The organism is Phyllobacterium sp. 21LDTY02-6 (assembly GCF_023554255.2).
GTDB lineage: Bacteria > Pseudomonadota > Alphaproteobacteria > Rhizobiales > Rhizobiaceae > Phyllobacterium.
This window is the reverse complement of sequence record NZ_JAMJWD020000007.1, coordinates 195851-219272: the sequence shown is the minus strand read 5'-3', so window position 1 is coordinate 219272 and position 23422 is coordinate 195851. Positions and strand designations below refer to the sequence as shown.

22 protein-coding genes and 1 pseudogene are annotated in these 23422 nt (G+C 63.0%); 8 read left to right on the top strand and 15 right to left on the bottom strand.

Annotated features, from left to right (window positions below; translation table 11 throughout):
* Positions 1-10: 10 nt before the first annotated feature.
* The 6 genes from rsmA to lptF all read right to left on the bottom strand — a co-directional run bounded on the left by rsmA (position 11) and on the right by lptF (position 7641).
* Positions 11-829: a 16S rRNA (adenine(1518)-N(6)/adenine(1519)-N(6))-dimethyltransferase RsmA gene (gene rsmA, locus M8997_RS21420; RefSeq protein WP_250018298.1), complete on the bottom strand. Its 819-nt coding sequence runs from the start codon at positions 827-829 to the stop codon at positions 11-13.
* Positions 826-1839 carry a 4-hydroxythreonine-4-phosphate dehydrogenase PdxA gene (pdxA, locus tag M8997_RS21415; protein WP_250018297.1) on the bottom strand — a complete coding sequence of 338 codons (1014 nt, stop codon included), beginning with the start codon at positions 1837-1839 and terminating at the stop codon, positions 826-828. Before pdxA ends, rsmA begins: the two co-directional genes overlap by 4 nt.
* A gap of 66 nt (positions 1840-1905) precedes the next feature.
* Positions 1906-2844, bottom strand: a complete 939-nt coding sequence (locus tag M8997_RS21410) for a peptidylprolyl isomerase (RefSeq protein WP_250018296.1) — start codon at positions 2842-2844, stop codon at positions 1906-1908.
* A 129-nt stretch (positions 2845-2973) separates the two neighbouring features.
* Positions 2974-5346: an LPS assembly protein LptD gene (locus M8997_RS21405; RefSeq protein WP_250018295.1), complete on the bottom strand. Its 2373-nt coding sequence runs from the start codon at positions 5344-5346 to the stop codon at positions 2974-2976.
* A 1-nt stretch (position 5347) separates the two neighbouring features.
* Positions 5348-6436, bottom strand: a complete 1089-nt coding sequence (lptG, locus tag M8997_RS21400; RefSeq protein WP_250018294.1) for an LPS export ABC transporter permease LptG — start codon at positions 6434-6436, stop codon at positions 5348-5350.
* Complete coding sequence (lptF, locus tag M8997_RS21395; protein ID WP_250018293.1) at positions 6433-7641, bottom strand: LPS export ABC transporter permease LptF; 1209 nt, start codon at positions 7639-7641, stop codon at positions 6433-6435. Before lptF ends, lptG begins: the two co-directional genes overlap by 4 nt.
* Before the next feature lie 267 nt (positions 7642-7908).
* Between lptF and M8997_RS21390 the strand changes: the two genes are divergently transcribed.
* From M8997_RS21390 to M8997_RS21370, 5 genes are read left to right on the top strand one after another with little or no spacing between them, the layout of a single operon-like run.
* Positions 7909-9399, top strand: a complete 1491-nt coding sequence (locus M8997_RS21390) for a leucyl aminopeptidase (protein ID WP_250018292.1) — start codon at positions 7909-7911, stop codon at positions 9397-9399.
* Positions 9389-10024: a glutathione S-transferase family protein gene (locus tag M8997_RS21385; RefSeq protein ID WP_250018291.1), complete on the top strand. Its 636-nt coding sequence runs from the start codon at positions 9389-9391 to the stop codon at positions 10022-10024. The genes M8997_RS21390 and M8997_RS21385 overlap by 11 nt, the downstream gene beginning before the upstream one ends.
* Positions 10025-10056: 32 nt before the next feature.
* A complete protein-coding gene (locus M8997_RS21380) occupies positions 10057-10506 on the top strand; it encodes a DNA polymerase III subunit chi (RefSeq protein ID WP_250018290.1) in 450 nt (149 codons plus the stop codon).
* Positions 10507-10509: 3 nt separating this feature from the next.
* Positions 10510-11103 carry a hypothetical protein gene (locus M8997_RS21375; protein ID WP_250018289.1) on the top strand — a complete coding sequence of 198 codons (594 nt, stop codon included), beginning with the start codon at positions 10510-10512 and terminating at the stop codon, positions 11101-11103.
* Complete coding sequence (locus M8997_RS21370) at positions 11088-11636, top strand: GNAT family N-acetyltransferase (protein WP_250018288.1); 549 nt, start codon at positions 11088-11090, stop codon at positions 11634-11636. The genes M8997_RS21375 and M8997_RS21370 overlap by 16 nt, the downstream gene beginning before the upstream one ends.
* 18 nt (positions 11637-11654) lie before the next feature.
* On the opposite strand, the gene M8997_RS21365 is transcribed toward M8997_RS21370, so the two are convergent.
* Positions 11655-12299: a metalloregulator ArsR/SmtB family transcription factor gene (locus M8997_RS21365; RefSeq protein WP_250018287.1), complete on the bottom strand. Its 645-nt coding sequence runs from the start codon at positions 12297-12299 to the stop codon at positions 11655-11657.
* 93 nt (positions 12300-12392) lie between these two features.
* Here M8997_RS21365 and M8997_RS21360 point away from each other — a divergent pair, with 93 nt between their 5' ends.
* Positions 12393-13889: an MFS transporter gene (locus M8997_RS21360; RefSeq protein WP_250018286.1), complete on the top strand. Its 1497-nt coding sequence runs from the start codon at positions 12393-12395 to the stop codon at positions 13887-13889.
* Here M8997_RS21360 and M8997_RS21355 read toward each other — a convergent pair.
* On the bottom strand, positions 13805-15700 hold the full coding sequence (locus M8997_RS21355) for an ABC-F family ATP-binding cassette domain-containing protein (protein ID WP_250018285.1): 1896 nt from the start codon (positions 15698-15700) through the stop codon (positions 13805-13807). The genes M8997_RS21360 and M8997_RS21355 overlap by 85 nt on opposite strands.
* Before the next feature lie 165 nt (positions 15701-15865).
* Here M8997_RS21355 and ndk point away from each other — a divergent pair, with 165 nt between their 5' ends.
* On the top strand, positions 15866-16288 hold the full coding sequence (ndk, locus tag M8997_RS21350) for a nucleoside-diphosphate kinase (RefSeq protein ID WP_250018284.1): 423 nt from the start codon (positions 15866-15868) through the stop codon (positions 16286-16288).
* A gap of 152 nt (positions 16289-16440) precedes the next feature.
* Here ndk and M8997_RS21345 read toward each other — a convergent pair.
* The 5 genes and pseudogenes from M8997_RS21345 to M8997_RS21325 form a co-directional block, all read right to left on the bottom strand.
* Positions 16441-16910: pseudogene (locus M8997_RS21345) on the bottom strand (molybdenum cofactor biosynthesis protein MoaE).
* The gene (gene moaD / locus M8997_RS21340; protein WP_250018282.1) at positions 16907-17161 is read right to left on the bottom strand and encodes a molybdopterin converting factor subunit 1; all 255 of its coding nucleotides are present in this window, start codon (positions 17159-17161) and stop codon (positions 16907-16909) included. The pseudogene M8997_RS21345 and the gene moaD overlap by 4 nt, the downstream one beginning before the upstream one ends.
* Positions 17162-17209: 48 nt before the next feature.
* Positions 17210-17797 carry a CDP-diacylglycerol--glycerol-3-phosphate 3-phosphatidyltransferase gene (pgsA, locus tag M8997_RS21335; RefSeq protein WP_250018281.1) on the bottom strand — a complete coding sequence of 196 codons (588 nt, stop codon included), beginning with the start codon at positions 17795-17797 and terminating at the stop codon, positions 17210-17212.
* A gap of 154 nt (positions 17798-17951) precedes the next feature.
* Positions 17952-20036, bottom strand: coding sequence for an excinuclease ABC subunit UvrC (gene uvrC / locus M8997_RS21330; RefSeq protein WP_371929625.1), 2085 nt, complete (start codon positions 20034-20036; stop codon positions 17952-17954).
* On the bottom strand, positions 20033-20803 hold the full coding sequence (locus M8997_RS21325; RefSeq protein WP_250018280.1) for an SDR family oxidoreductase: 771 nt from the start codon (positions 20801-20803) through the stop codon (positions 20033-20035). Before M8997_RS21325 ends, uvrC begins: the two co-directional genes overlap by 4 nt.
* A gap of 471 nt (positions 20804-21274) precedes the next feature.
* Between M8997_RS21325 and M8997_RS21320 the strand changes: the two genes are divergently transcribed.
* Entirely contained in the window at positions 21275-21916 is a 642-nt protein-coding gene (locus M8997_RS21320) for an outer membrane protein (RefSeq protein WP_250018279.1), read from the top strand.
* A 56-nt stretch (positions 21917-21972) separates the two neighbouring features.
* On the opposite strand, the gene M8997_RS21315 is transcribed toward M8997_RS21320, so the two are convergent.
* Complete coding sequence (locus M8997_RS21315; RefSeq protein ID WP_250018278.1) at positions 21973-22569, bottom strand: glutathione S-transferase N-terminal domain-containing protein; 597 nt, start codon at positions 22567-22569, stop codon at positions 21973-21975.
* 82 nt (positions 22570-22651) lie between these two features.
* Positions 22652-23419: a ribonuclease gene (locus tag M8997_RS21310; protein ID WP_250018277.1), complete on the bottom strand. Its 768-nt coding sequence runs from the start codon at positions 23417-23419 to the stop codon at positions 22652-22654.
* Positions 23420-23422: the final 3 nt, after the last annotated feature.

Sequence of the window (23422 nt, the reverse complement as noted above, 5' to 3'; positions counted from 1 at the left end):
CAGCCAGGCATCATAACGCATTGGCGATGGCCACGAATTCCTCGATCGACAATGTCTCGGCGCGCCGCGTCGGATCTATGCCGATGCGGGCGAGAAGAGCCTCGCCGCCAAGCGGTTTGAGGCTCTGGCGCAACATCTTGCGGCGCTGGCCGAAGGCGGCCTGCGTCACCTTGCCGAGCACGGCGGCATCGCAGGGGAGCGGCGACTGGCGCGGCGTCAGGTGCACGACGGAGGAGGTGACCTTCGGCGGCGGCGTGAACGCCTGCGGCGGCACGTCGAACGTGATGCGCGCCTCGGTCCGCCAGCCGGCAAGGACGCCGAGCCTGCCATAGGCATCCGAACCCGGGCGGGCGACGATCCGTTCCGCCACCTCGCGCTGGAACATCAGGGTCAGCGACTGGTAGAAGGGCGGCCACGGCTCGGCCAGCAGCCAGCCGATCAGCAATTGCGTTCCGACATTATAGGGCAGGTTGGCGACGATCTTGACCGGGCCATCGGCAAGGCCGGCAAAGTCGGTTTCCAGCGCATCGCCGGAAATCACCTGCAGCCTGCCGGGATAATGCTGCTCGATTTCCTCCAGCGCCGCGAGGCAGCGCGGGTCGCGCTCGATCGCGATCACCTTGGCGCCCTGCGCCAGCAGCGCCCGCGTCAGGCCGCCGGGCCCCGGACCGACCTCGATCACGGTATGGTCCTGCAATTCGCCCGCCTGCCGCGCGATCTTCGCGGTCAGGTTGAGATCGAAGAGGAAATTCTGGCCGAGCGACTTCCTGGCCATCAGGCCGTGGCGCTCGATGATCTCACGCAAGGGCGGCAGGCTGTCGATGCTCATGCCGCGGCCTCCCTGTTGCCTGCCAGCTGGTCGGCCAGCCGCAGCGCCGCGATGAAGCTGTCCGCCTTGGCAATGCCCTTGCCGGCGATGCCGAAGGCCGTGCCGTGATCGGGCGAGGTGCGCACGAAGGGCAGCCCCAGCGTCACGTTCACGCTGTCGTCGAAGCCCAGCGTCTTGGCCGGGATCAGCGCCTGGTCGTGATACATGCAGATCGCCGCATCATAGGTTTCCCGCGCCGCCGGATGGAACATCGTATCGGCAGGCAGCGGACCCTGCACCGACCAGCCCTCGGCGCTCAGCGCCTCCACCGCCGGGCGCACGATGCTCTCGTCCTCGCTGCCCATGCTGCCGCCTTCGCCCGCATGCGGGTTGAGCCCGGCAATGGCGAGCCTCGGGCGGGCGATGGCGAACTCGCTGCGCAGCGCCGCGCCGGTGATGCGCGCGGTCTCGACGATCATGGCGCTCGTCAGCACGGCAGGAACCTCGCGCAGGGCAATGTGGATGGTCACCGGCACGGCGCGCAGCAGCGGACCGGCCAGCATCATCACCGGCGTTACCGGCCTGCCGAGATGGGCCTGCGCGAGGTGCGCCAGGAATTCCGTATGGCCGGGGAAGGCGAATCCGGCTTCGTAGAGCGGCTTCTTCGAGATCGGGCAGGTGACGACCGCCCGTGCCTTGCCCTGCAGGGTGAGGCCGACCGCACGTTCGATGGATTCGATGATGCCGGCGGCATTGCCGGCAAGGGGAACGCCCGGATCGTCGCGGAACGCATGCTTCAGCGGAACAACGGGCAGCGCCCGCTCGAATATCGCAGCGGCGTCCTCCGGTGTGCAGGCCTCGACCGGGCAGAACTGGCCTGTCAGCTGGCTGCGCGCGGTCAGGAGCGCCGTATCGGCAATGAGGAAGAAGGGTGGCAGGCCGAGCTTCGTGCGCAGGTTCCAGGCGGCGATGGCGATTTCCGGCCCGATCCCGGATGGATCGCCGCAACTGACGGCAATGGCACGTGTCATGAACAGTTCCCGCTCACCGCCATGGGCGCGGCGCGCCAGATGGCATTCATCCGCTTGTCTGGGTGATTATCCGTTGACGATCTTCGCCTTGGCGCGCAGCTCTTCCATGTATTTCTTGTCGATCGCTTCCGCCGTGGCGTTCTTGCCTTCCCCCTGCTGTTCCTGCGCATAGACCATGCGCGCAACGCGGTCGTCGGACAATTGCCTTGTGGCGCAGATGCCGAGGAACTCGACGCCCTTGTCGGTGTCCTGGATGGCGGTCGCATGGCCGACGGAGGTGGCCTTGATCTTGTCGGCCCATTCCGGCGGCAATTCCTGCTCGATGAACTTGCCGAGGTCGCGCACGGTCACGTCCAGCGTGCCCTTGGCCATGTCGCGCGTACGATCGCAGCCGCTGAACTTGGCGCGCATGGCGTTCGCCTCGCTGCGGCGGCGGGCAATCGTCTCGCGCTTGTTGGCGGGGACGACGAAAATCACCTGCTGCAGCTGATATTCGGTCGAAACCGGCTTCTTGCCGCCGTCCTTGAGCATGCGCTGAACCGCTTCCTGCTCGGTGAACTTCAGGCCGCCCTGGGAGCGGTTGCGTGCCGAAAGCGCGCGGCCCCAGCTCATCTGGATGCGGATATATTCCTTGAAGTGGCCGGGCGTGACGCCGGCCTTGTCGAGAACGCCGGTCAGCTGCGCAAGCGTCATCTTGTTGCTCTTGGCAAACCGCTCGAACGCCTCGTTGACCTCGGTATCGCCGACGAGAAGGTTGAGCCGCCGCAATTCCTGGCGCTTCAGCGCCTCATCGACCAGTTCCTCGCGGGCCATGTTGGCAAGGCCGCCCTTCTTGCGCTGGAGCTTGAGGAAGGCAGAGCGCTTGGAAATATCATAATCGGTGATTGGCGTGCCGTTGACGATGACCTTCACCTCGCTCGCAAGCACGGTTGCCGGTGCCATTGCCAGGCCGGTACCGAGAGCTGTCGCCATCACTGCTGCAAGAATGTGTTTCCTCACCATCATATCCCATTATATCCGATCAATGGGCCAGCCCCAAGGGGGCAAGGCCTTGTTTGGCGCTTTGTGCGTTGACTAGTTGTTTACTAAGGCAAAAGCATGACTGGCCGCAAGTGCGGCCGGTCGCGGAAACGATCAAATCCCGCCGATATCGGCGCGTTTGCCAATTTCGCCCAGCGTCCGGAACGAAATATTGAAGCCGAAAGTGGTTGTCTTGTCGCCTTGACCGCCACCGTACGTCACCGGCTGATCCTGGCTGTAGGACATCATGTAGGTGAAGCATTCGTCGTCATAGGCGAGCGCTGCCGTGCGCCTGACCAGCGTGTCCGAGACGAGGTCATAGGTGCCGGACCCAAGCACGCGCCAGTTCGGCGCGATATTGGCCGAGCCGCCAACAGTCACTTCCTGGCGATCCTGGAGGAAGCCATAGGTCGGCTGCTCGTCGATGAAGGCATATTTGGCGAAGACCATGCCATAGCGGCCGGATGTCATCGTCGCCAATTCGGCGCGCCGCACCTCGAACGTGTCCTTGTCGAAGCGTCCGCCCGTGGTCAGGTTGAAGGCACCGTAATTGGCGCCGAGCATGGCGACATAATCCGAAACATCGTCTTCAAGGCCCGATTCCGCGCCGGCATTGACGAAGTCCTCGGTCGCGAAGGAATTCAGGCCGCCGAGATGGTAGGACTGGCCGAATATGCCGTTCAGCGTCAGGCCATTATTGAAGGTGCCGGAATATCTTATGCCGATATTGGCGCGCGTGCCGCCTTCGATGCGGTCATAGCCGGAGAACTTGTCGCGATCGAACAGGCTCGATGCGTCGAACACAAAGCTCTGCGCGTCCTCGTTCGGCAAATCGCCGGCATAGCGCTCATTGTTGCGGACGAAGAGCTGCGCGGTCGGCTCCAGCACATGGCTGGAGCTGCCGGCAGTGAACAGGATCGGATAGCGCGCCTCGAGCCCGGCTGTCGCCATGCCGCGGAAACCATCGTCGCTGGCGATCGCCGGCGTGTCGGAATCAACATAGAAACCATCGCCGCGCAGCGCGAGAAGGGGCGTCAGCACCAGCCCGCCGGGCGTCACCAGCGACCGCTTCCACTCCGCCTCGGCAGTCAGGCGGCTATAATTGCCCTTCATGCCAGAGATATAGCCGGTCCCGCAATCCTGCGTCTGATCGTTAGATGGGCGAAAACAATCGTCTTGATCGCGGTAAATCGACGTCACATTGACGTCGAAATTCAACTCGCCGCCGGCGATCGATTGCGTCGGCGTATAGGCGTAGTCGATGCTCGGCAGCACCCATGGCTGGCGCGATTCGGCCGAGTAGAAATTGTCGTTGTCGCGCGATTCCTGCACCAGGAAATTGTAGAAGCGCAGATCGAAATAATTGCGATCGTGCAGCCCGGTCAGGTAGGCCTCGTTGGTGATGTTGTAGCTGGAATAATCCTCGATGCCATAGCGATAGGCAAAGGATTTGTCGCTTTGCACCATTGCGTTCCAGCCGAAGCTCCAGCGCGGATTGATAGTGAACGCGCCCCTCGACCCGATCATGCCACGGTTCTTGTTCTGGACTTCGATATTCTCCGCGTCAGTCAGCCGGGTTGGGTCGCTGAATTCGCTGGGATCGCGCTGGCTTATGCCGGCGATCTTCAGCGTATACTCGCCATTCTCCAGGCGGTGGCGCCATTCGGCCTCGCCGAGGAAACCCTGCTTGGTATAATAGGTGCCGGTCAGCGTCAGGTCGTAATTCGGGGCCAGCGCCCAGAAATAGGGGACGGTCACGCCATAGCCGAGCTCGTCCTCATAGCGATAGCTCGGCATGAGGAAGCCGGTCTTGCGCTTGACGGACGGATCGGCGATCTCGAATGCCGGCAGGAACGCCAGCGGCATGCCGAACATCTCGAAGCGGCCGCGCTCGAAGCGGATGGTCTTCTTCTTGCCGTTCCAGACGATCTTCTGCGCCCGCACCTGCCACAGCGGCGCCTTGCCCGGATCGGTGCGGCACGGCTCGCAGGCGGTGTAGATGCCATTGTTGAACAGGGTGATCTCGCCGGCGACCCGTTCGGCGCTCTCGGCGGCAAAACGCGTATTGTCGGCCGATTCAACCCTCAGCGCATTGACGAAGCCTTCGCGGAAATCATCGGTGATGTCGAGATTTTCCGCATAGATCCTGTTGCCGTCCTTCTCGACGATCTCGACCTTGCCCATCGCCTTGAGGCGGCCGGTCTTCTGGTCATAGGTCACCTGGCGGGCAACGAGACGGTTGCCGTCATAATCGATCTGCACACCGCCCACGGCCGAAATGGTCTTGTTGTTGATGTCATAGACGAGCTCGTCCGATTCCAGCAGCAACTGGGCATTCGGATTGGTCTCGACGGAACCCGCAAGCACATCATTGGTCTGGGAATAGGCTGGGAGCGAAATCCCGCCCGCAAGGCATAGCACGGCCGTGCCGCACAACAAACGTGCGAACCACGTCGGCAATACCGAGCGCGTTACATTCAATCCCACTCTAACCATCCTCCTTATGCAACAAAAAGGAGACCCCAAAGAATGTTGCGATCAACACTGGCGTCCATGCGGCTACGAAAGGCGGTACGAAACCCGCATTGCCGAAAGCCTTGACTACAACTGTGACGACATAAAGCACGAAGCCTGCGAGTACGCCACCCAGAATCATCGTTCCCGATTGCCCGAAGCGAACAAATTTGAGGGAAACGGTTGCGGCGATCAAAGTCATCGCCATCAAAAGCACCGGCAGAGCCAGCAAAGACTGGAAATGCATGTCGAATGCGTTGGCCGAATAGCCGAAAGAGCGGGCTGCGGCAATTTTGTTACGCAGCTCGAAAAAAGGAATGGTCTCGGGCTTCGCCAGACTTTCCTCAACGAATTCAGGACGTAGATGCGTCGGGATCTGCACCGAATCCATCGGGGCAGGGGTCTCGCCGAGCACGAATTTCGTCACGCCGTCGAGCTGCCAGTAGCCGTCCTTCAGGTCGGCCGTCCGGGCGTCGAGGCGCTCCGTTATGTCCTGATTCCGGTCGAGCCGGACGAATGTGGCGTCGACCAGCCGCAATCCGCGATTGACGATGGACTTGGCGCCGATGATGGTCTCGCCATCCTCGGTGCGCTGCCGCAGCCACGGCACGCGCTCGGTTTCCACGCTATTGTCCTTGCCGGCGCGCCAGGCGGCGGTGATCTGCTCGCTGCGCTCATAGCCATAGGCGGCGAGCGGATTGACGAGCAGGATGGCGATGAGGCCGAACAGCAGCGCGCCGGTGCATGCCGGCAGCAGGAACTGCCAGGCCGAGACGCCGACGGACCGCGCCACGACGAGCTCATATTTGCGGTTGAGCGAGATGAGCGTCGCCATCGCCGAGAACAGCGCGATGAACGGAAAGACCTGCTGCATGATGAAGGGAATGCGCATGGCCGAGATGCCGAAGGCCGCCAGCGGCGAATAGTCCGGCAGCGAGGAAAGCTTTCCGGAAAGCTCGGTATAATCGAGGATCAGCGCCAGCGCGAAGCTTCCGAGCAGGAAGTAGCAGGTGATCGTCACATAGCGGAGGAAGAAGTAGCGCCCGAGCGTCCAGCCGATCATTTCCTGTACCCCCGGCGCCTGCGGTTGAGCAATCTGGAGCTGGCGCCGGCAAAGGCGGCCTGGCGCGCGGCGAAATTGTTCTTCATCCAGTCCGCCCATTTGTCCGGTATGCCGATCTGGCGATGCGTATAGAGTGCATAGGTTGCGGCAAGTGCGCAAACCAGCGGTATGATCACCAGCGTCGGCAGCAGCAGCGCGTTCTTGTGCGCATTCTGCCCGGCGGAATAGACCAGCCAGAACATGATGAGGCACAGCGTGATCGCGGTGAAGGAGGCCGATATGCGCGCCTCGCGATGCGAGCGCGAATCCGCCGCCGCCGCCAGTGCGATCAGCGCGAAGACGAAGGAATAGCTCCATTCGGTGAAGCGCTTGAACAGTTCCGACGTGTAGCGCAGCGGATTCTGCTGATATTGCTTGTCATTGGGATCGGGGTTGAGCAGGTCGCCCAGCGTCCTGTCCTTGGCGAACAGCGTCGGCTCGTTGTCTTCGTCCGCGGCGACGAAAGCCGCGAGGTCGAGCGCATAGGTGTTGAACTTGATGATCGACACATCGCCGGTCTGCACGTCGCGCCGCTCGATCTCGCCATCCTTCATGACGATGAGGCTCTGCGTGCCGGTTTCGACCACGAGGCCTTCCTTGGCATAATAGATGAGGTCGGTGGTCGGATCGCGCGAATCGGAGACGAACATGCCCTTGATCGAACCGTTCGAGCCGCGATTCTCGATCTGGATATACAGATTGTCGGCAACTTCCTGGAAGGCGCCCTGCTGCACCACGAGGTTGATCACATCCGCATTGGCGTCGGCGATCATCTGGCGCATGCTCAGCTGCGAATAGGGCACGACGAAATTCGCGATCAGGAACGATATCACCGAAACGACGGCGGCAAACAGCAGCACCGGCCGGATGACCGCCGAACGGGGCGCGCCGGCGGCATTGATGACGACGAGCTCCGAATCCTGGTTCATCGTCGACAGCGTCTGCGTCACCGCGATGACGAGCGCGAAGGGCATGACCAGCGGAAAGGCCGACGGCAGCAGGTTGGAGCTGAATTTGACGATATAGAAGAAACTCTGGCCGCTGGTGGTGAGGAAATTGATCCGGCCGAGCACCTGCACGACCCAGGTCACGCCCACTGCGGACAGCAGGACGGCCAGGAACATGACGACGATGCGTCGTAAGATATATATCTCGATCAGGCGCATGTCATGGTTCGCTAGGGTTCCGCCACCTTGTTAGACTGACCGGTCCGGGAGCCGGCATATTATTATCGCCACGCAGCCCGTGGCATTCTGGGAAGAACCCGTTAAATGTTCAACATACCCGACTTGGTTTCAATCTAGTCAGGCTTGGCTAAAAATAGGCGAAGAAAACTGGTTAACAAGGTGTTGCCGCGCTTGTCCTCGCCCCCATCCTTCATTCATCAACTTCGATGAAGAAGAAAATCACGTTTTGTTCATATCGGAGATATCATGTCCAAACGCATTTCCATCAGTTTCGCGAAGCATGGCGCCATTGACAGCGCAACCGCTGTCCTGCTCGTCAATGCCGGAGGCAAGGCCGCTGCGCAGGCCGAATCTGTGGCTGCCGCGGCCGTCCTGTCGCGTATCATCGATGTGTCGGACTTCAAGGGAAAAATAGCCGCAGTCGCAACTTCCATCGCTCCGGCGGGGACGCAGCTCGACCGGCTGGTGCTGGCGGGCGTCGGCGATACCGGCAAGCTCAAGGGCGACGACTGGCTGAAGATCGGCGGCGCGGCCTTCGCCAAGCTTGGCAAGGCAACGGCCGCTTCCGTGGTGCTCGCCTTGCCGGATCGCGAGGTCTCGGCGGGGGAGGCGGCGGATTTCGCCCTCGGCATCCTGCTGCGCTCCTATCGCTTCGACAAGTACAAGACCGTGAAGGACAGCGACGACGGCGAAAAGCCGGCGCCGGCGCGCGTCACCATCCATGTCGCCGAGCCGCAGGCCGCCAGGAAGGCGTTCGCCGAGGCGGAGGCCGTGGCCGCCGGCGTGACGCTGGCGCGCGATCTCGTCAACGAGCCGGCGAATATTCTCGGCCCGGTGGAATTCGCCGAGCGCATCGAGGAACTGAAGAAGCTCGACGTCAAGGTGGAGATCCTCACCGAAAAGGAGATGAAGAAGCTCGGCATGGGTTCGCTGCTCGGCGTTGCGCAGGGCTCGTCGCGGCCGGCGCGGCTGGCGGTGATGGAATGGAAGGGCGGCAAGGGCAAGGATCGCCCCATCGCCTTTGTCGGCAAGGGCGTCACCTTCGATTCGGGCGGCGTTTCCATCAAGCCTGCCGCCGGCATGGATGAAATGAAGGGTGACATGGGCGGCGCGGCGGCGGTGACCGGGCTGATACATGCGCTGGCGGCGCGCAAGGCCAAGGTGAACGCCATCGGCATTGTCGGCCTCGTCGAGAACATGATCAGCGGCGATGCGCAGCGGCCGGGCGATATCGTCACTTCCATGTCGGGCCAGACCATCGAAGTGCTCAATACGGATGCGGAGGGCCGCCTCGTGCTCGCCGATGCGCTCTATTACTGCAATGACAGGTTCAACCCGAAATTCATGGTCAACCTTGCGACGCTGACGGGGGCCATCATGGTGGCGCTCGGGGTCCATCATGCCGGGCTGTTTTCCAATGATGACGAGCTGGCGGTGCAACTCTTCGATGCCGGCCAGGTGACGGGCGAAAAGCTCTGGCGCATGCCGCTCGGCCCCGAATATGACAAGCTGATCGATACGAAGAACGCCGACATGAAGAATATTGGCGGCCGTCACGGCGGCGCCATCATCGCCGCGCAGTTCCTCAAGCGCTTCGTCGGCGATACGCCCTGGGCGCATCTCGACATTGCCGGAACGGCTATTGGCGCGCCCGGCAACGAGTTCAGCCAGTCCTGGGCCTCGGGTTTCGGCGTGCGGCTGCTGGAACGGCTGGTACGCGATCATTATGAAGGATAGCGATATCCGCCTCTACGGGCTGCCCGAAAGCGTCTATGCCCGGATCGTCAGGCTCGTCCTGACGGTCAAGGCCATGGCTTTCGCCGAAATCCATGCGGACCCGTTCGAGGGCGGCGAATTGCCGGCGGACTATGCGGCGCTTCATCCCTTCAAGCGCATTCCGGCGCTGGAAATAGACGGGCAGCATCTCTACGAGACCGATGCGATCGTCAGCTATCTCGACGATATCGGCGGCGGACCCACCCTGACGCCGGCCGATCCGCTCGACCGCGCCCATATGCGCCAGCTCATGCGCATCATCGACAATTACGGCTATCGCCCGCTCGTCTGGGGCCTTTACGTGCCCGGTTACTGGCGCGAGGGTGCGGCGGCGCAGGGCGAGGACGTGGCGGGCGCCCGCCGCGTGCTGCAGGTGCTGGCCGGGTTCGAGCGCGCCTCTCCACGGGCGGCATTCCGCGAGCCGACGCTGGCGACCTTCTACATCGCCAGCACATTTGCCGCCGCCGACAGCGTGCCGCTCGGCGCATCGCTGATTGACGAGCAGCCGCACTTGCGTGAATGGTGGAACGGCCTGCGCTCCGCCGGTTTCATGGCGGCGACCAGATCCCGCCACACCAGATATTGACCAGATACCGACCAGATACCGAATTGGCCCCGATGACCGAGATCCTTTTCTACCATTTGACCGAATCGACGCTGGAAAACGCCTTGCCGGGACTGGTTGAGCGTTCGCTGGAGCGCAACTGGAAGGTGGTCGTGCAGACCGGCAGCGAGGAAAGGCGCGACAGTCTCGACAATCATCTCTGGACCTGGTCCGATGCGTCGTTTCTCGCCCATGCCACCGATCTCGAAGCCAATCCGGAGGAGCAGCCGGTGATATTGACCACGGGAGAGGGCAATCCGAACGGAGCCACGGTGCGTTTCCTGGTCGATGGCGCGGTGCCCGCCAATGCCGAGGCCTATGACCGGCTGGTGCTGATGTTCGACGGCCACGACCAGTCGCAGCTCGAACAGGCGAGGGAGCAGTGGCGGCGGCTGAAGGAGGAGGGCCATTCGCTGACCTACTGGCAGCAGAATGCCGAGGGTCGCTGGGAGAAGAAGGCCTGAACCATGCGCGTCCTGTTTCTCCTGCTTCTCGTCATCGGCATTGTCGCCGGCCTCGGCTATCCTTTCGCCATGACGCATTTCTCCGGCCAGGAAATCGGCAGCTGGCAGGCTTTTGACCGCGCCAGCGGCTTCAGACCGGTGCGCGTCCATCTCGATGCCGCCGATGCGCCGGTGCGCGTCTTCGTCGACATGCAGCCGGTGCGCGATTTCGTGCCCGCATCGGGACGGACGGCGCTGACCGGCGTCGTGAGGCGGGCCGGCAGGGACGTGCTGGTCGAGACGCTGAATTATGCCGGTGCGCAGGTCACCAATCGCGGCTCGCCGCAGGGGCCGCGGGTCTACCGCGACGCGATGGGCGATATCGGAACCGTGGAGAGCGGCGATTATCTGTTCACGATCGGGCCCGGCGATCATGACGATCTCCAGGTGGCGCGCGTCGATCTCGTGCTGCGCAGGGGCGCGGTGGCGGTGGACAAGCGCATCCTTCCGGCTGGCATAGCGCTCATCATCCTGTCGATCGCAGGCCTGCTCTGGTCGCGCAGCCGCAACCGGCGCGCCGCGCGGCAGCCGGAGCCGCCGAGATGGGGCAGGTCATGAGGGTGCCGACGCTCGTCACCGAGCGTCTGCGGCTGCGCCAGTTCGACCTCGGCGACGATGCGGGCCTGCATGCCTGCCTCGGCGACGAGCGGCTGCTGCGCTATTGGGATTGCCCCTTGAGCCGCAACATACAGGAGACGCGCGGCTGGGTGCGCCAGCTGGCCAAGCCCGCCACGCCGGCGGAATCCATGGCGTGGGCGGTGGCCGACAAGGCCAGCGACGAGTGCCTCGGCATGGTCAATTATCACCATCGCGAGGCGGGCAATCGCCGGCTGGAGATCGGCTATATCCTCCGGCCGGACCATCATGGGCGTGGCCTGATGAGCGAAGCCGTGCGGGCGCTGATGCGCTATTCGATCGACCGCCTGCAGATGCACCGCATCGCCGCCACCATCCACCCGGACAATGCGGCTTCCATCCGCCTTGTCACGCGGCTCGGCTTCGAACTGGAGGGCGGGCCATTGCGCGACTACTGGCGCGTCGGCGACCGGTTCATGAGCCCGATGCTCTACAGCTTCATCGCGGATCGATGATCGGGACGGCCTGTCGCATCAGGCAACGCGGGCAAGTTCAGGCGGCCTGATGGCATAGGCGCATCGGCGCGCGCCCTTGAGGATATGCTCCACCCGCTCCACCTCGACGCCGGGGCCGAGTACGGCCCGGAATATTTCAAGTTCCGAGCGGCACAGCTGCTGGCATGAGGCCGCCGCGACGCAGATCGGGCAATGGTTCTCCACCAGCAGCAGCGTGCCGGCCTCATCGGCGCTCACTTCTGCCATATAGCCCTCCGCCGAGCGGATGCGCGCCAGCTCCTCCAATTTTTCGGGCATGGAGGGGAAGGGCGCGAGTGCGGCCCGATAGGCGGCGAGCGTCGCCTGTTCGCGGTGCGATATCAGGCGGTCGAGACCATCGGCGCCGAAAACGCTGGCGATCGAGCCGAGGAGATCGGCCGTCAGCGCCGCGTGATTGTCCGGGAACTCTTTGTTTCCCGCATCGGTCAGGTGCCAGAAGCGCTTGGGGCGCCCAACGCTTTCCCGGCTGTCTTCGAAGGCGACGAGCCCGGCATCGTGCAGCCGGCCGAGCATCTGGCGGACGGCGACCGGCGTGACGGCAAGTTTCGCGGCGAGGGCGGCGGCTGTCTGTGGCCCGGTAACCTTCAGCGAATAGAGCATGCGATTTGTGGTGCGATCCTGCATGGTGCAACAATAGCGGGAGAAATAAAAAAATCTATTGCTTGTTTTATTCGGCGGAATATAAAAATGCAAAACTTGTTTTATTAGGGGGCGGTGATGGTTGAGTCGAACGGGACGGGCGATGCGAGCTGGTCGGAGCTTTTGACGGCGCGCTATTCCGCCGCAACGGCCACGCTTTGCCTCGGTGTCGCGCTGTTTGCCTTCAACGGGTTCCTCGTTTCCACCTCGCTGCCGACGGCGGTGGAGGAGATCGGCGGGCTCGCGCTCATTTCCTGGGCCTTCACGCTCTACCTCGTGCTTTCCATCGTCGGCGGCTCCGCCGGCGCCTTGCTCAAGGCCCGGCTCGGGGCGCGATCGACGCTGGTCGCCTCGGCACTCGTCTTCCTCGCCGGCACGCTGGTCGCGGCCTTCGCCTCATCGATGACCGAGGTTCTGGTCGGACGGGCGCTGCAGGGCCTCGGCGAAGGCGTGATCGCGGCCATATGCTATGCGCTCATTCCCGAGCTCTTCCCCTCGCGCCTCGTCGCCAAGGTATTCGGCGCGGAAGCCGTCGTCTGGGCCATCGCGGCCTTTGGCGGGCCGCTGATCTCCGGCCTCCTGACGGAGCATCTCTCCTGGCGCGCCGCCTTCCTCGTCAATGTGCCGCTGTCGCTGATCTTCATCGCGCTGGTGCTGCGCATCGTGCCGCGCTTTTTCGGCGCTTCCAGCCCGCTATCGGTGCCGTTCCTGCGGCTGGCGGCGATCGGCGGCGGCATCATGCTGGTGGCGCTCGCCAGCATCGCCGGAACGCTGGCGCTGGAGATCGGCTTGGTCGCCGGCGCTGCGCTCGTCCTCGCCGCAGTCGTCATCATCGACCGGCGGAGCCGGACGCCGCTGTTCCCGTCCGATGCCTTCGCGCTGAATACGACCGTCGGCATCGGCCTGTGGATCGTGCTGTTCATGCCCGTCGCGCAGGCGGCCACGGCCGTCTACCTCGTCATGACCCTGCAGAAATTGTGGGGCTACGGCCCGACCATGGCCGGGACGTTCTATGCGACCTTCGCCATTGCCTGGAGCCTCTGCGCCATCCTCGTCGCCAATATCCACAGCCAGCGCAAGCGCGCCTGGCTGATCCGGCTCGGACCGACGCTGCTCGTCGCCGGTCTCGCCATCATCGTCGCCGGCTTCGCGCTCGACCTTCCCGCCGTCGTCATGGCCGGCCAGGTCAGCATCGGCACCGGCTTCGGCATCAGCTGGGGCTTCCTCAGCCAGGCGGTGATGGAATCTGCGCGCAGCGGCGAGCGTGACCGGGCCTCGGCGCTGCTGCCGACGCTGCAATCGGCGGGCTATGCCATCGGCGCGGCCATTGCCGGCCTCGCCGCCAATGCTGTCGGCTATCCGCTGGCCGCCAGTCCGGAAGCATTGCGCAGCGCCACCATGGCGATCTTCATGGTCTCGACAATCATCGGCATCGGTGCGCTCATTGCCGGCTATGCGCTGCCGATGAAGAAGAGGGCGGCGCTGGTGGATCAGAGTTCCGCCATTGCCGCCTCGAACTCGCTCGAAAGCGCCAGCCATTCCTCCTCGGCGACGGCGAGGGAGGATTTGGCGTAGCCGATCTCCTTGCCGATCTGCGTGGCCCTTGCCGGTTCGCGCGTATAGATCACCGGATCGGCCAATTGCTCCTGCAGCATGTCGATTTTCTTCTGGAAGCGCTGCATCCTGGCCTCGGCTTCCTGGATCTTCTTCTGCAGCGGCTTCAGCGCCTCGCGCTTCTGGGCGGCGAGCTTGCGCTGCTCCGCCTTGCTCAGCTTCTGGCCTTCCTCGGCATTGATCCTGTTTCCGGATCGCTCCGCCTTGGCATCGGCAAGCACGAGCGCGCGATAGGCATCGAGATCGCCGTCATAGGGCGCGACACCGCCGTCGCGCACCAGCCACAGCCGGTCCATCGTCGCTTCGATCAGGTGCCTGTCATGGGCGATGAGGACGACAGCGCCGTCGAAATCGTTGAGCGCGTGCATCAGCGCCTCGCGGCTGTCGATGTCGAGATGGTTGGTCGGCTCGTCGAGGATGAGCAGGTTCGGCCCGTCAAAGGTCGCAAGACCCATCAGCAGCCGCGCCTTCTCGCCGCCGGAAAGATCCTTCGCCGCCGTGTTCATCTTGACGGTGGCAAGGCCCATCTGCGCCACGCGCGCCCGTACCTTGGCCTCCGGCGCATCGGGCATCAGCTTGCGCACATGCTCTATCGCATTGTCCTCGGGGATGAGGTCGTCGAGCTGGTGCTGGGCGAAGAACGATATTTTCAGGTTCGGCGCGACGGTCATCTTGCCGCCATCCAGCGGAAGCCGGCCGCTGATCAGCTTGGCGAAGGTCGACTTGCCATTGCCGTTCGAGCCGAGCAGGGCGATGCGGTCGTCGGCGTCGATGCGCAGGTTCAGCTGCCTGAGGATCGGCTTGCCCGGCTCATAGCCGACGCTGCCACTCTCGATGGCGATGATCGGCGAGGCGACGATTTTTGCCGGTTCGGGAAAATGGAACGGCTGGACATGATCCTCGATCACGGCGGCGATCGGCTTCAGCTTCTGCAGCGCCTTCAGGCGCGACTGCGCCTGTTTCGCCTTGGACGCCTTGGCGCGGAAGCGCTCGACGAAGGCCTCCATGTGCTTGCGATGGGCCTCCTGCTTCGTGCGCTGCTTCTGCTGCAGTTCCAGCGCCTCGCTGCGCAGCCGCTCGAACTGGTCGTAATTGCCCTGCCACAGCGTCAGCTTGGTCTGGTCGAGATGGACGATGGAATTCACCGCCGAGTTCAGAAGATCGCGGTCATGGCTGATGAGGATGACCGTGTGCGGATAGCGCCGCACGTAATCTTCGAGCCAGAGCGTGCCTTCGAGATCGAGATAATTGGTCGGCTCGTCGAGCAGCAGCAGGTCCGGCTCGGCGAAAAGCACCGATGCGAGGGCGACGCGCATCCGCCATCCGCCCGAAAAGGACGAAGCGGGACGCTTCTGCGCCTCGGCATCGAAGCCAAGGCCGGACAGGATGGCGCCGGCGCGCGCTTCGGCGGAATGCGCATCGATATCGGCAAGGCGGATGTGGATGTCGGCGATGCGGTGCGGGTCCGTCGCGGTCTCCGCTTCGGCGAGAAGCGCGGTGCGTTCCGTATCGGCCGCGAGCACGATCTCGATCAGCGAATCCTCCGTGCCCGGCGCTTCCTGGGCCACCTGGCCGATCTTCAGGTTGCGCGGCAGGTGCACTTCGCCGGTTTCCGCGTGCATTTCGCCGGTGATCACCTTGAACAGCGTCGATTTGCCCGCGCCATTGCGGCCCACGAGGCCGGCCTTGGTGCCGGAGGGAAGATTGAGGCTCGCATGGTCGATCAGGAGCCGGCCCGCCATGCGGACAGATATATCGTCGAGAATAAGCATGCCGGCGCTTTTGCACCGGAATACGGGCTTTCGCAAGGGCGTTGTCGCGGTTTCGCCCCGACCGGCGCCTTCAGCTCTGGGCAAATGGCGCGAAGCTCTTGGCAAATGCAGCGCCTGTCGCTATAGAGCCGCTTCCCGTTCCCCAGAAGACAAGGTTCTCATTCCATGGCAATTGAACGCACTTTCTCGATGATCAAGCCTGACGCTACCCGCCGCAATCTCACCGGCGCTATCACGCAGAAGCTGGAAGAGGCCGGCCTGCGGGTCGTTGCGTCCAAGCGCGTGTGGATGAGCCTCCGCGAGGCAGAAGGCTTCTACGCCGTGCACAAGGATCGTCCCTTCTTCGGCGAGCTCGTCGAGTTCATGTCGTCCGGCCCGACGGTCGTCCAGGTGCTCGAAGGCGAAAACGCCATTGCCCGCAATCGCGAAGTCATGGGCGCGACCAATCCGGCAAATGCGGATGAGGGCACGATCCGCAAGACCTTCGCTCTCTCCATCGGCGAAAACTCCGTGCATGGTTCCGACGCACCGGAAACCGCTGCCGAAGAGATCGCCTACTGGTTCTCCGGAACCGAGATCGTCGGCTGATCGCAATCGATCGTCGAAATTCGAAAGACCGGGCCCCGTGCCCGGTTTTTTATTGCCGGTAGTTCAGCAGGGGGGCTAGTTCAGGGCGGCGAGCAGGAAGAACAGCAGCACGGCGGCAAAGCCCACGGCCAGCGATGCTATGGCGAGCCGGTTCACAGGCTGTGCCACCGCTTGAAGGCATCCTCGTCCCGGGACTTGGCCTCGACCCAGCCGCCATCGGTGCCGTCGATGAAATGTTCCTTCTTCCAGAACGGCGCCGTGTTCTTCAGATAGTCCATCAGGAACGATGCGGCGTCGAATGCCGCATGGCGGTGCGTCGAGGCGGCGAGGATCAGCACGATATTGTCGCCGGGCCGGACAAGCCCGTAGCGGTGGATGATGGTCAGCCCGGTCAGGGGCCAGCGCTCCATCGCTTCCAGTGCGGTGCGCCGGATCTCGGCTTCCGCCATGCCGGGATAATGTTCGATCTCGAGCGCCGAGAGCGTTCCGGCCTCGTCGCGGCACAGGCCGCTGAAGGTGACGATGGCGCCGATATTGCTGTCCTGCGCGGCGATGAGCGCCAGTTCGGCGCCGATGTCGAAATCGTCGCGCTGCACCTCTATGCGAAGGCGGGACATCTCATCCCCCCGTCATCGGCGGAAACAGCGCTATCTCGCGCGCATCCCGCACCGGAGCGTCGTGATCGACATGTTCCTGGTTTATCGCCACCCGGATCACGTCCTGATATTCGAGCGCGGCCGCATAGCCGTCGCCGCGCGACTTCAGGTGCGACAGGAGATCGGCGACGGTAGCGATGGAGGGATCGAGCTCGATCTCCTCCTCGCCCTTGCCGATTCGCTCGCGAACCCACGCGAAATAGATCAGTCTGGTCATGGCTTGGAGCCTTTCCCTTGCAGACAGGAGCGGCGGTTTCGCGCCCTGTCAGTCCACGACATGCTTCAGTCCCGCCCGGAAATAATCCCAGCCGGTATAGAGTGTTATCAGCGCCGCGCTCCATAGCAGCACGATGCCGAGCACGGTGACGACCGGGACGATCTTGTCGCCCGCCGGGCCGATCAGCAGAAATGCGACGGCGACCATCTGGATCGTCGTCTTCCACTTGGCGAGACGGCTGACCGGCACGCTGACTTTCAGTTCCGCCAGATATTCGCGCAGGCCCGAAACCAGGATCTCCCTGCACAGGATGATGATCGCCGCCCACAGCGACCAGCCGGCGATCGTGCCGTCGGCGGCCAGAAGCAGCAGGCAGGCGGAGACGAGCAGCTTGTCGGCGATGGGATCGAGCATCCTGCCGATGGTCGAGGTCTGTTTCCAGATGCGGGCGAGATAGCCGTCGAAGAAATCGGTGATGCTTGCGGCCACGAAGATCGCCAGTGCGCCCCACCGCGCCGCATCGCTCGATTGCAGCCGTCCTTCGAGGAAGAAGCACAGCACGACGAGCGGCACGCAGATTATGCGCGCATAGGTCAGGATATTGGGCAGGGAGTAGGCGTTGTTATTCCGGGGCATCTCGTGTCTACCAATCAGTTCGCGGCCTCAAGAAACGGCCAAGCCTGCCAAAGGTCAAGTTCATCATCGTCGACTCCGGCTTAAATGTGTCGATGAATCACATCCCGCGGTCCGATTCCAATCGGGAATCGTTCCACTTGCCGAAATTCATCTCCTATGTACGGAAATGATCGCGGATTGTAATGGCCATCGCTTCCGATATACCGTCGACCTTCATCAAATCTTCGACAGCGGCGCGCGAAACGGCCTTGGCCGTGCCGAATTGATGCAGCAATGCGCGTTTGCGCGAGGGACCTATGCCGGCGATTTCGTCGAGCGGGTTCTTCACCATCTCCTTCTTGCGCCTTGCCCGGTGCGTGCCGATGGCGAAACGGTGCGCCTCGTCGCGCAGGCGCTGCAGGAAATACAGCACCGGATCGCGCGGCGGCAGCGTGAAGGCCGGCTTGCCCTCCATGAAGAACCTTTCGCGGCCCGCATCGCGATCGACACCCTTGGCGACGCCGATGGCGGTCACCTTGTCGATGATGCCCATCTCGCTCAGGATGCCGCGCACGGCGCTCATCTGGCCCTGGCCGCCATCGATCAGGATGACATCGGGCCATGACGGGAACACATCCGGATCGTCGTCGTCCTCGATGTCGAGATCGTCGGCGGGAACATCCTTTTCCGCAACGTCCTTGTCTTCCGGCGTGCCCTGTTCGCGCACCAGCCGGCTGAAGCGGCGCTCGATCACCTCGCGCATCATGCCGAAATCGTCGCCGGGTGTGATCTCGGTCGAGCGGATATTGAACTTGCGGTACTGGTTCTTGACGAAGCCTTCCGGTCCGGCGACGATCATCGCGCCGATCGCATTCGTGCCCATGATGTGGGAATTGTCATAGACCTCGATGCGGCGCGGCACGCGGTCCAGCCCGAATGTCTCCGCCATGCCCTTGAGCAGCCGCGCTTGCGACGACGTTTCCGCCAGCTGGCGGCCCAGCGCCTCGCGCGCATTGCTCAGCGCATGTTCGACGAGTTCCTTCTTCTCGCCCCGCTGCGGCACCGTCACGACGACCTTGCGGCTGGAGCGCGCGGTGAGGGCGGCCGCCAGCAGGTCCTGGTCCTCGACCGTTTCCGACAGGAGGATCATGCTGGGCGAGGGCTTGTCGTCGTAGAACTGCGACAGGAAGGCGCCGAGCACTTCCGCCGGCGACAGGGAGGAATCCGCCTTGGGGTAATAGGCGCGGTTGCCCCAGTTCTGGCCGGTGCGGAAGAAGAAGACCTGGATGCAGGTGACGCCGCCTTCCTGGTGAATGGCGAAAACGTCGGCTTCCTCCACCGATTGCGGATTGATGCCCGAATGGGTCTGGATCTGCGACAGGGCCGAAAGCCGGTCGCGATAGATGGCGGCGCGCTCGAAATCGAGATCGGCCGAGGCTTCGCGCATGGCATTGGCCATATGCGTCTTCACCGCCTGGCTCTTGCCGGACAGGAAGGCCTTCGTCTCGTCGACGAGCTCGTCATAATCCGCATCGCTGATCTCGCCGGTGCAGGGACCGGAGCAACGCTTGATCTGGTAGAGCAGGCAGGGGCGGGTGCGGTTCTCGTAGAATGAATCGGTGCAGGTGCGCAGCAGGAACGCCCGCTGCAGCGCGTTGATCGTCCGCCCGACCGCGCCGGCGGAGGCGAAGGGACCGAAATAATCGCCCTTGCTCGACCGAGCGCCGCGATGCTTGAAGATGCCCGGCACGATGCGCCGCTCGCCCCGTTTCGGCGCGGTGAGCAATATATAGGGAAAGGACTTGTCGTCGCGCATCAGCACGTTAAAACGCGGCCGCAAGCGCTTGATAAGGTTGGCCTCGAGCAGAAGCGCCTCGGTCTCCGTGCGGGTCACGACGAATTCCATCTTCGCCGTTTCGCGGATCATGCGGGCAATGCGGTTATTGTGTCCCTGGCCGCGTGCATAATTGGAAACGCGCTTCTTCAGGCTGTGCGCCTTGCCGACATAGAGCACGTCGCCCGCTTCGTTGAACATGCGATAGACGCCGGGCTTGTTGGGCAGGCGCTTCACCAGTCCGGCGATGACGTCCGCGCCGCTGGTGCCGTCGCTCGCCTCGGCCGAATCCCATTCGATGGCGCTGATGAGCGCGGTCGTATCGCGCGGCAGTTCCGCCGCCGCGTCGATGCCGGCCGGCTCCATCTCTGCTGCTTCCCGCTCCGGCTCTTGCTGGCCGGGAGTGAGCTTGCCCTGTTCGTTCATTCTGCCATTCCCATGGAATCCGGCGTCTCCCACGCCAGATGCTGTCCGCCGTCGAGGGCGATCATTTGCCCCGTGATCGACCTGTTTTCCCATAGATAACAGATCGTGCGGCCAAATTCCGACAGTTCGGCGCCACGGCGCAGCAATAGCGAATTGACCTGATGGGCGAAATCGTCGCGGTCCTGCCGGTCGCTCTGCATTGTCGGGCCGGGGCCGATCGCATTGACGCGGATCTGCGGCGCAAGCGCCTGCGCCAGCGTCTGCGTCGCGGTCCACAGCGCCGCCTTGGACAATGTATAGGACAGGAACCGCGGCGTCAGCTTCCAGACGCGCTGGTCGATGATGTTCACGATCAGCCCGTCCTCGCCATTGTCGCGCAACTGCGCCGAAAAAGCATCCGCCAGAAGCACCGGCGCCTTGCTGTGAACGGCAAAATGCCGGTCCCAGACGCGATCGTCCGCCAGCTTGCCGATGCCGTCTTCCTCGAACACCGAGGCATTGTTGACGAGGAGCTTCACCGTGCCGAGCGCCGCCTGCACCTGCGGGATCAGTTCGCGCACCGCCTTCGGCTCCGTCAGGTCGGCCGCGACCACGCAGCCGGCGCCGCCACGCGCCTCTATCCCCGCCAGCAGCACTTCGCCTTCCTCTTTCGACCGGTTGCAGTGAATGGCCACCGCGAAGCCCTGATCGGCCAGGTGCTCCACGATGGCTTTGCCAATACGTTTGGCGCCGCCTGTCACGAGGGCAACGGTTCGATCGGTCTTCACATTATTCTCCCTGGATCGTGATTCAGCCCCGAATATAGGCATCGGCCCGGCAAAGCGCGAGTGGCAAAGGTCAGTAATGAACAGACGCAGTCTATCGCGCTGTTCCGCGCCGGATCGGATGCGGATTGCGATATGTCAAATAACTTCGAGCCTGATGAGGTCAGTATTAAGCATTGATTAAGTATAATATATTGATGGCAAACTTGCATATCGGGTATTCTATGACTGTATAAGAAGTGACTTTATCAGTTATTCCTTGCATTGCTGCAAACTGCATTGATAACTTCAGAAAACTCGATTGTTGCTCAAAAAACACATCGCATTTCGGCCATTTTCCCGACGATTTCTTTTCACACTCCGGCACGAGTCCCGCCACAATGGGAGGCGAATGTCCGGCTCGTAAAAGCGGGTGCGTTCATGGTTCCCCCAGCCGGCGCCCGCTGCGTAAAGAGTTATGAAAAGGAGATTGCGATGCGCACTCTTAAAACAATAATCCTCGCTTCGGCGGCCGTGCTGACGCTCTCCGCCCCCGTTCTTGCCGCCGATGCCGTCGTCGAACAGGCCCCTGCGCCCGAGGCCCTGCCCATGGAACAGCCGTCCGGCTGGGATGGCGCCTATGTCGGTGTCTATGGGGGCTATAACTGGAGCAAGAACAAGACGGACGAAGGCAAGCTCGATGCCGATGGCTTCGGCGGTGGCGCCTATGGCGGTTACAACATGCAGAACGGCCAGTTCGTCTATGGTGCCGAAGCCGATCTCGGCTACGCCAATGCCAAGGAAAGCAATTTCGGCTACACCGCCAAGCAGGGCCTGAACGGCTCGGTGCGTGCCCGTGCCGGTGTCGCGCTCGATCCGGTCCTGCTCTATGGCACCGGTGGTCTTGCCGTCACCGAGAACAAGCTTTCCACCGATACGGGCAGCGACTCCAACACCCATGTCGGCTGGACCGTCGGTGCTGGCGCCGAAGCCAAGATCACCCAGAACGTCGTTGGCCGCGTCGAATATCGCTACAGCGACTACGGCAAGAAGGATTATGATCTCGGCGGTGCCGATGAAGTATCCAACAAGCTGACGACGAACGAGGTTCGCCTCGGTGTAGGCTACAAGTTCTGATCAGCCTGGACCTGACGAAGAAGCCGGATGGGAAACCATCCGGCTTTTTTTGTGCCCTATTTCGGCAGTAGCGCCGCCAGTTCCGGGTGCAGCTCGGCAAAGCGCTTCTGCCAGCGCTTCAGCTTGGAGCGCCCCTTTTCCCATTTGCCCTGAAAGCGCAGGTCGGCATAGGCGAGGGCGGCCGCGATGGCGATATGGCCGCCATGGATCTTCTTGCCGAGCCGCGGCGGCGCATTGTTCAACGTGTCGAGCACGCGCAGGGCCTTGCCCCATTGCCGGTCGAGCCAGGGCTGATGCACCTTTTCCTCCGGCCGGAACCGGCGTTCGTAGACATGCGCCAGCAGGGCGTCGCAAAGTCCGTCGGCCAGCGATTCCAGCTGCTCCGCTTCCAGCCGCTTCTGCGCATTGCGCGGGAACAGCTTGTTGCCGGAAACCCGGTTGATATATTGCGTGATCACGCGGCTGTCGAAGATGGCGGATTCATCGTCGAGGATGAGCGTCGGGATCTTCCCCAGCGGATTGACGTTTATGAGCTCTTCCGGCTCGAGATTGGTATCGATCTGCACCGCCTCGACGGGAAATCCCGTATAATGGGCGGCCATCCGTACCTTGGTACTATAGGGTGAGGCAGGCGCATAATAGACTTTCGGCACGGGCAGGCTCCAGCTGGTTCGATTCGTTGCGGGTGAAAGTAGAGCGTTCCTTGTCTGAATTGAAGCGGTTGCATCGGCCGTTTCAGCGAATGGGCGGCATTTCGACGGCGCGCCGCCGGCAGCCGCTGCGGTCCACTTCCGGGCAGGTGCGCAAATCGAGGTCTTTCGTCAGGCAGATGCGCACCTCGCGCAGGAATTCGCGGTCGCAGGTGACTGCGACGCCCTCCGCCTTCATGCCGGGATTGGCCGTCAGGAAGGCGCGCTCCACCAGTTGCGGATTGACCGCATCCCGTGCCGTTCCCTGGCGAAACTGCCCCGGGATGGCGACACGCTCCATGGCGCGGCGCATCGTGGCGAAATAGTCGCGCTGGCTGAGGCCACTGCAGGCGCCATGCTTGCGCCACTGGTAGTTGATGAGGCCGGTCGAGGGCATGATGTCGCCCATGGAGCGGGCGAGGGACATCGGCACGTTGCGCGGCTCGCCGCTGTCGCAATCCTGTGGATAGCCGCGCTCGAACTGAGGCCACAACCCGTGTACGACGAAGCCGAATGGCCGCGACGACCCGCATTGCTGCCTGTTGGCGTCAGGGCCTTCGGATTCGCAATAGCTCGGCGACCAGGACAGCGCCAGCACGTAGAAGTCGAAATCCGCATCCGAATTCGCGTTGGGACGCACATCCGAATTCGCCTCCCGCCTCATGGGGGGCGTGCCGGCGTTCGATGGCGCGGCCGGTACATTGTCGAACTCGACAAGCGCGGGAGTCGTGTTGTTCTCCCACGCATAGACGGCGATGCCGGCGACGAACAGCGCGGCCAGCAGGGCGAAACGGGCTAGCCGGCCAGCCTGCATCGC

Bases quoted from the DNA above. Each gene is read 5' to 3' on its own strand.
- M8997_RS21390 (WP_250018292.1), top strand. From the start codon at position 7,909: ATGTCCAAACGCATTTCCATCAGTTTCGCGAAGCATGGCGCCATTGAC.
- uvrC (WP_371929625.1), bottom strand. From the start codon at position 20,036: ATGAACGAACAGGGCAAGCTCACTCCCGGCCAGCAAGAGCCGGAGCGG.
- M8997_RS21320 (WP_250018279.1), top strand. From the start codon at position 21,275: ATGCGCACTCTTAAAACAATAATCCTCGCTTCGGCGGCCGTGCTGACG.
- pgsA (WP_250018281.1), bottom strand. From the start codon at position 17,797: ATGCCCCGGAATAACAACGCCTACTCCCTGCCCAATATCCTGACCTAT.
- ndk (WP_250018284.1), top strand. From the start codon at position 15,866: ATGGCAATTGAACGCACTTTCTCGATGATCAAGCCTGACGCTACCCGC.
- M8997_RS21310 (WP_250018277.1), bottom strand. From the start codon at position 23,419: ATGCAGGCTGGCCGGCTAGCCCGTTTCGCCCTGCTGGCCGCGCTGTTC.
- rsmA (WP_250018298.1), bottom strand. From the start codon at position 829: ATGAGCATCGACAGCCTGCCGCCCTTGCGTGAGATCATCGAGCGCCAC.
- M8997_RS21370 (WP_250018288.1), top strand. From the start codon at position 11,088: ATGGGGCAGGTCATGAGGGTGCCGACGCTCGTCACCGAGCGTCTGCGG.
- M8997_RS21410 (WP_250018296.1), bottom strand. From the start codon at position 2,844: ATGATGGTGAGGAAACACATTCTTGCAGCAGTGATGGCGACAGCTCTC.
- lptF (WP_250018293.1), bottom strand. From the start codon at position 7,641: ATGCGCCTGATCGAGATATATATCTTACGACGCATCGTCGTCATGTTC.
- M8997_RS21375 (WP_250018289.1), top strand. From the start codon at position 10,510: ATGCGCGTCCTGTTTCTCCTGCTTCTCGTCATCGGCATTGTCGCCGGC.
- M8997_RS21360 (WP_250018286.1), top strand. From the start codon at position 12,393: ATGGTTGAGTCGAACGGGACGGGCGATGCGAGCTGGTCGGAGCTTTTG.
- M8997_RS21385 (WP_250018291.1), top strand. From the start codon at position 9,389: ATGAAGGATAGCGATATCCGCCTCTACGGGCTGCCCGAAAGCGTCTAT.
- M8997_RS21380 (WP_250018290.1), top strand. From the start codon at position 10,057: ATGACCGAGATCCTTTTCTACCATTTGACCGAATCGACGCTGGAAAAC.
- pdxA (WP_250018297.1), bottom strand. From the start codon at position 1,839: ATGACACGTGCCATTGCCGTCAGTTGCGGCGATCCATCCGGGATCGGG.
- M8997_RS21365 (WP_250018287.1), bottom strand. From the start codon at position 12,299: ATGCAGGATCGCACCACAAATCGCATGCTCTATTCGCTGAAGGTTACC.
- M8997_RS21355 (WP_250018285.1), bottom strand. From the start codon at position 15,700: ATGCTTATTCTCGACGATATATCTGTCCGCATGGCGGGCCGGCTCCTG.
- lptG (WP_250018294.1), bottom strand. From the start codon at position 6,436: ATGATCGGCTGGACGCTCGGGCGCTACTTCTTCCTCCGCTATGTGACG.
- moaD (WP_250018282.1), bottom strand. From the start codon at position 17,161: ATGACCAGACTGATCTATTTCGCGTGGGTTCGCGAGCGAATCGGCAAG.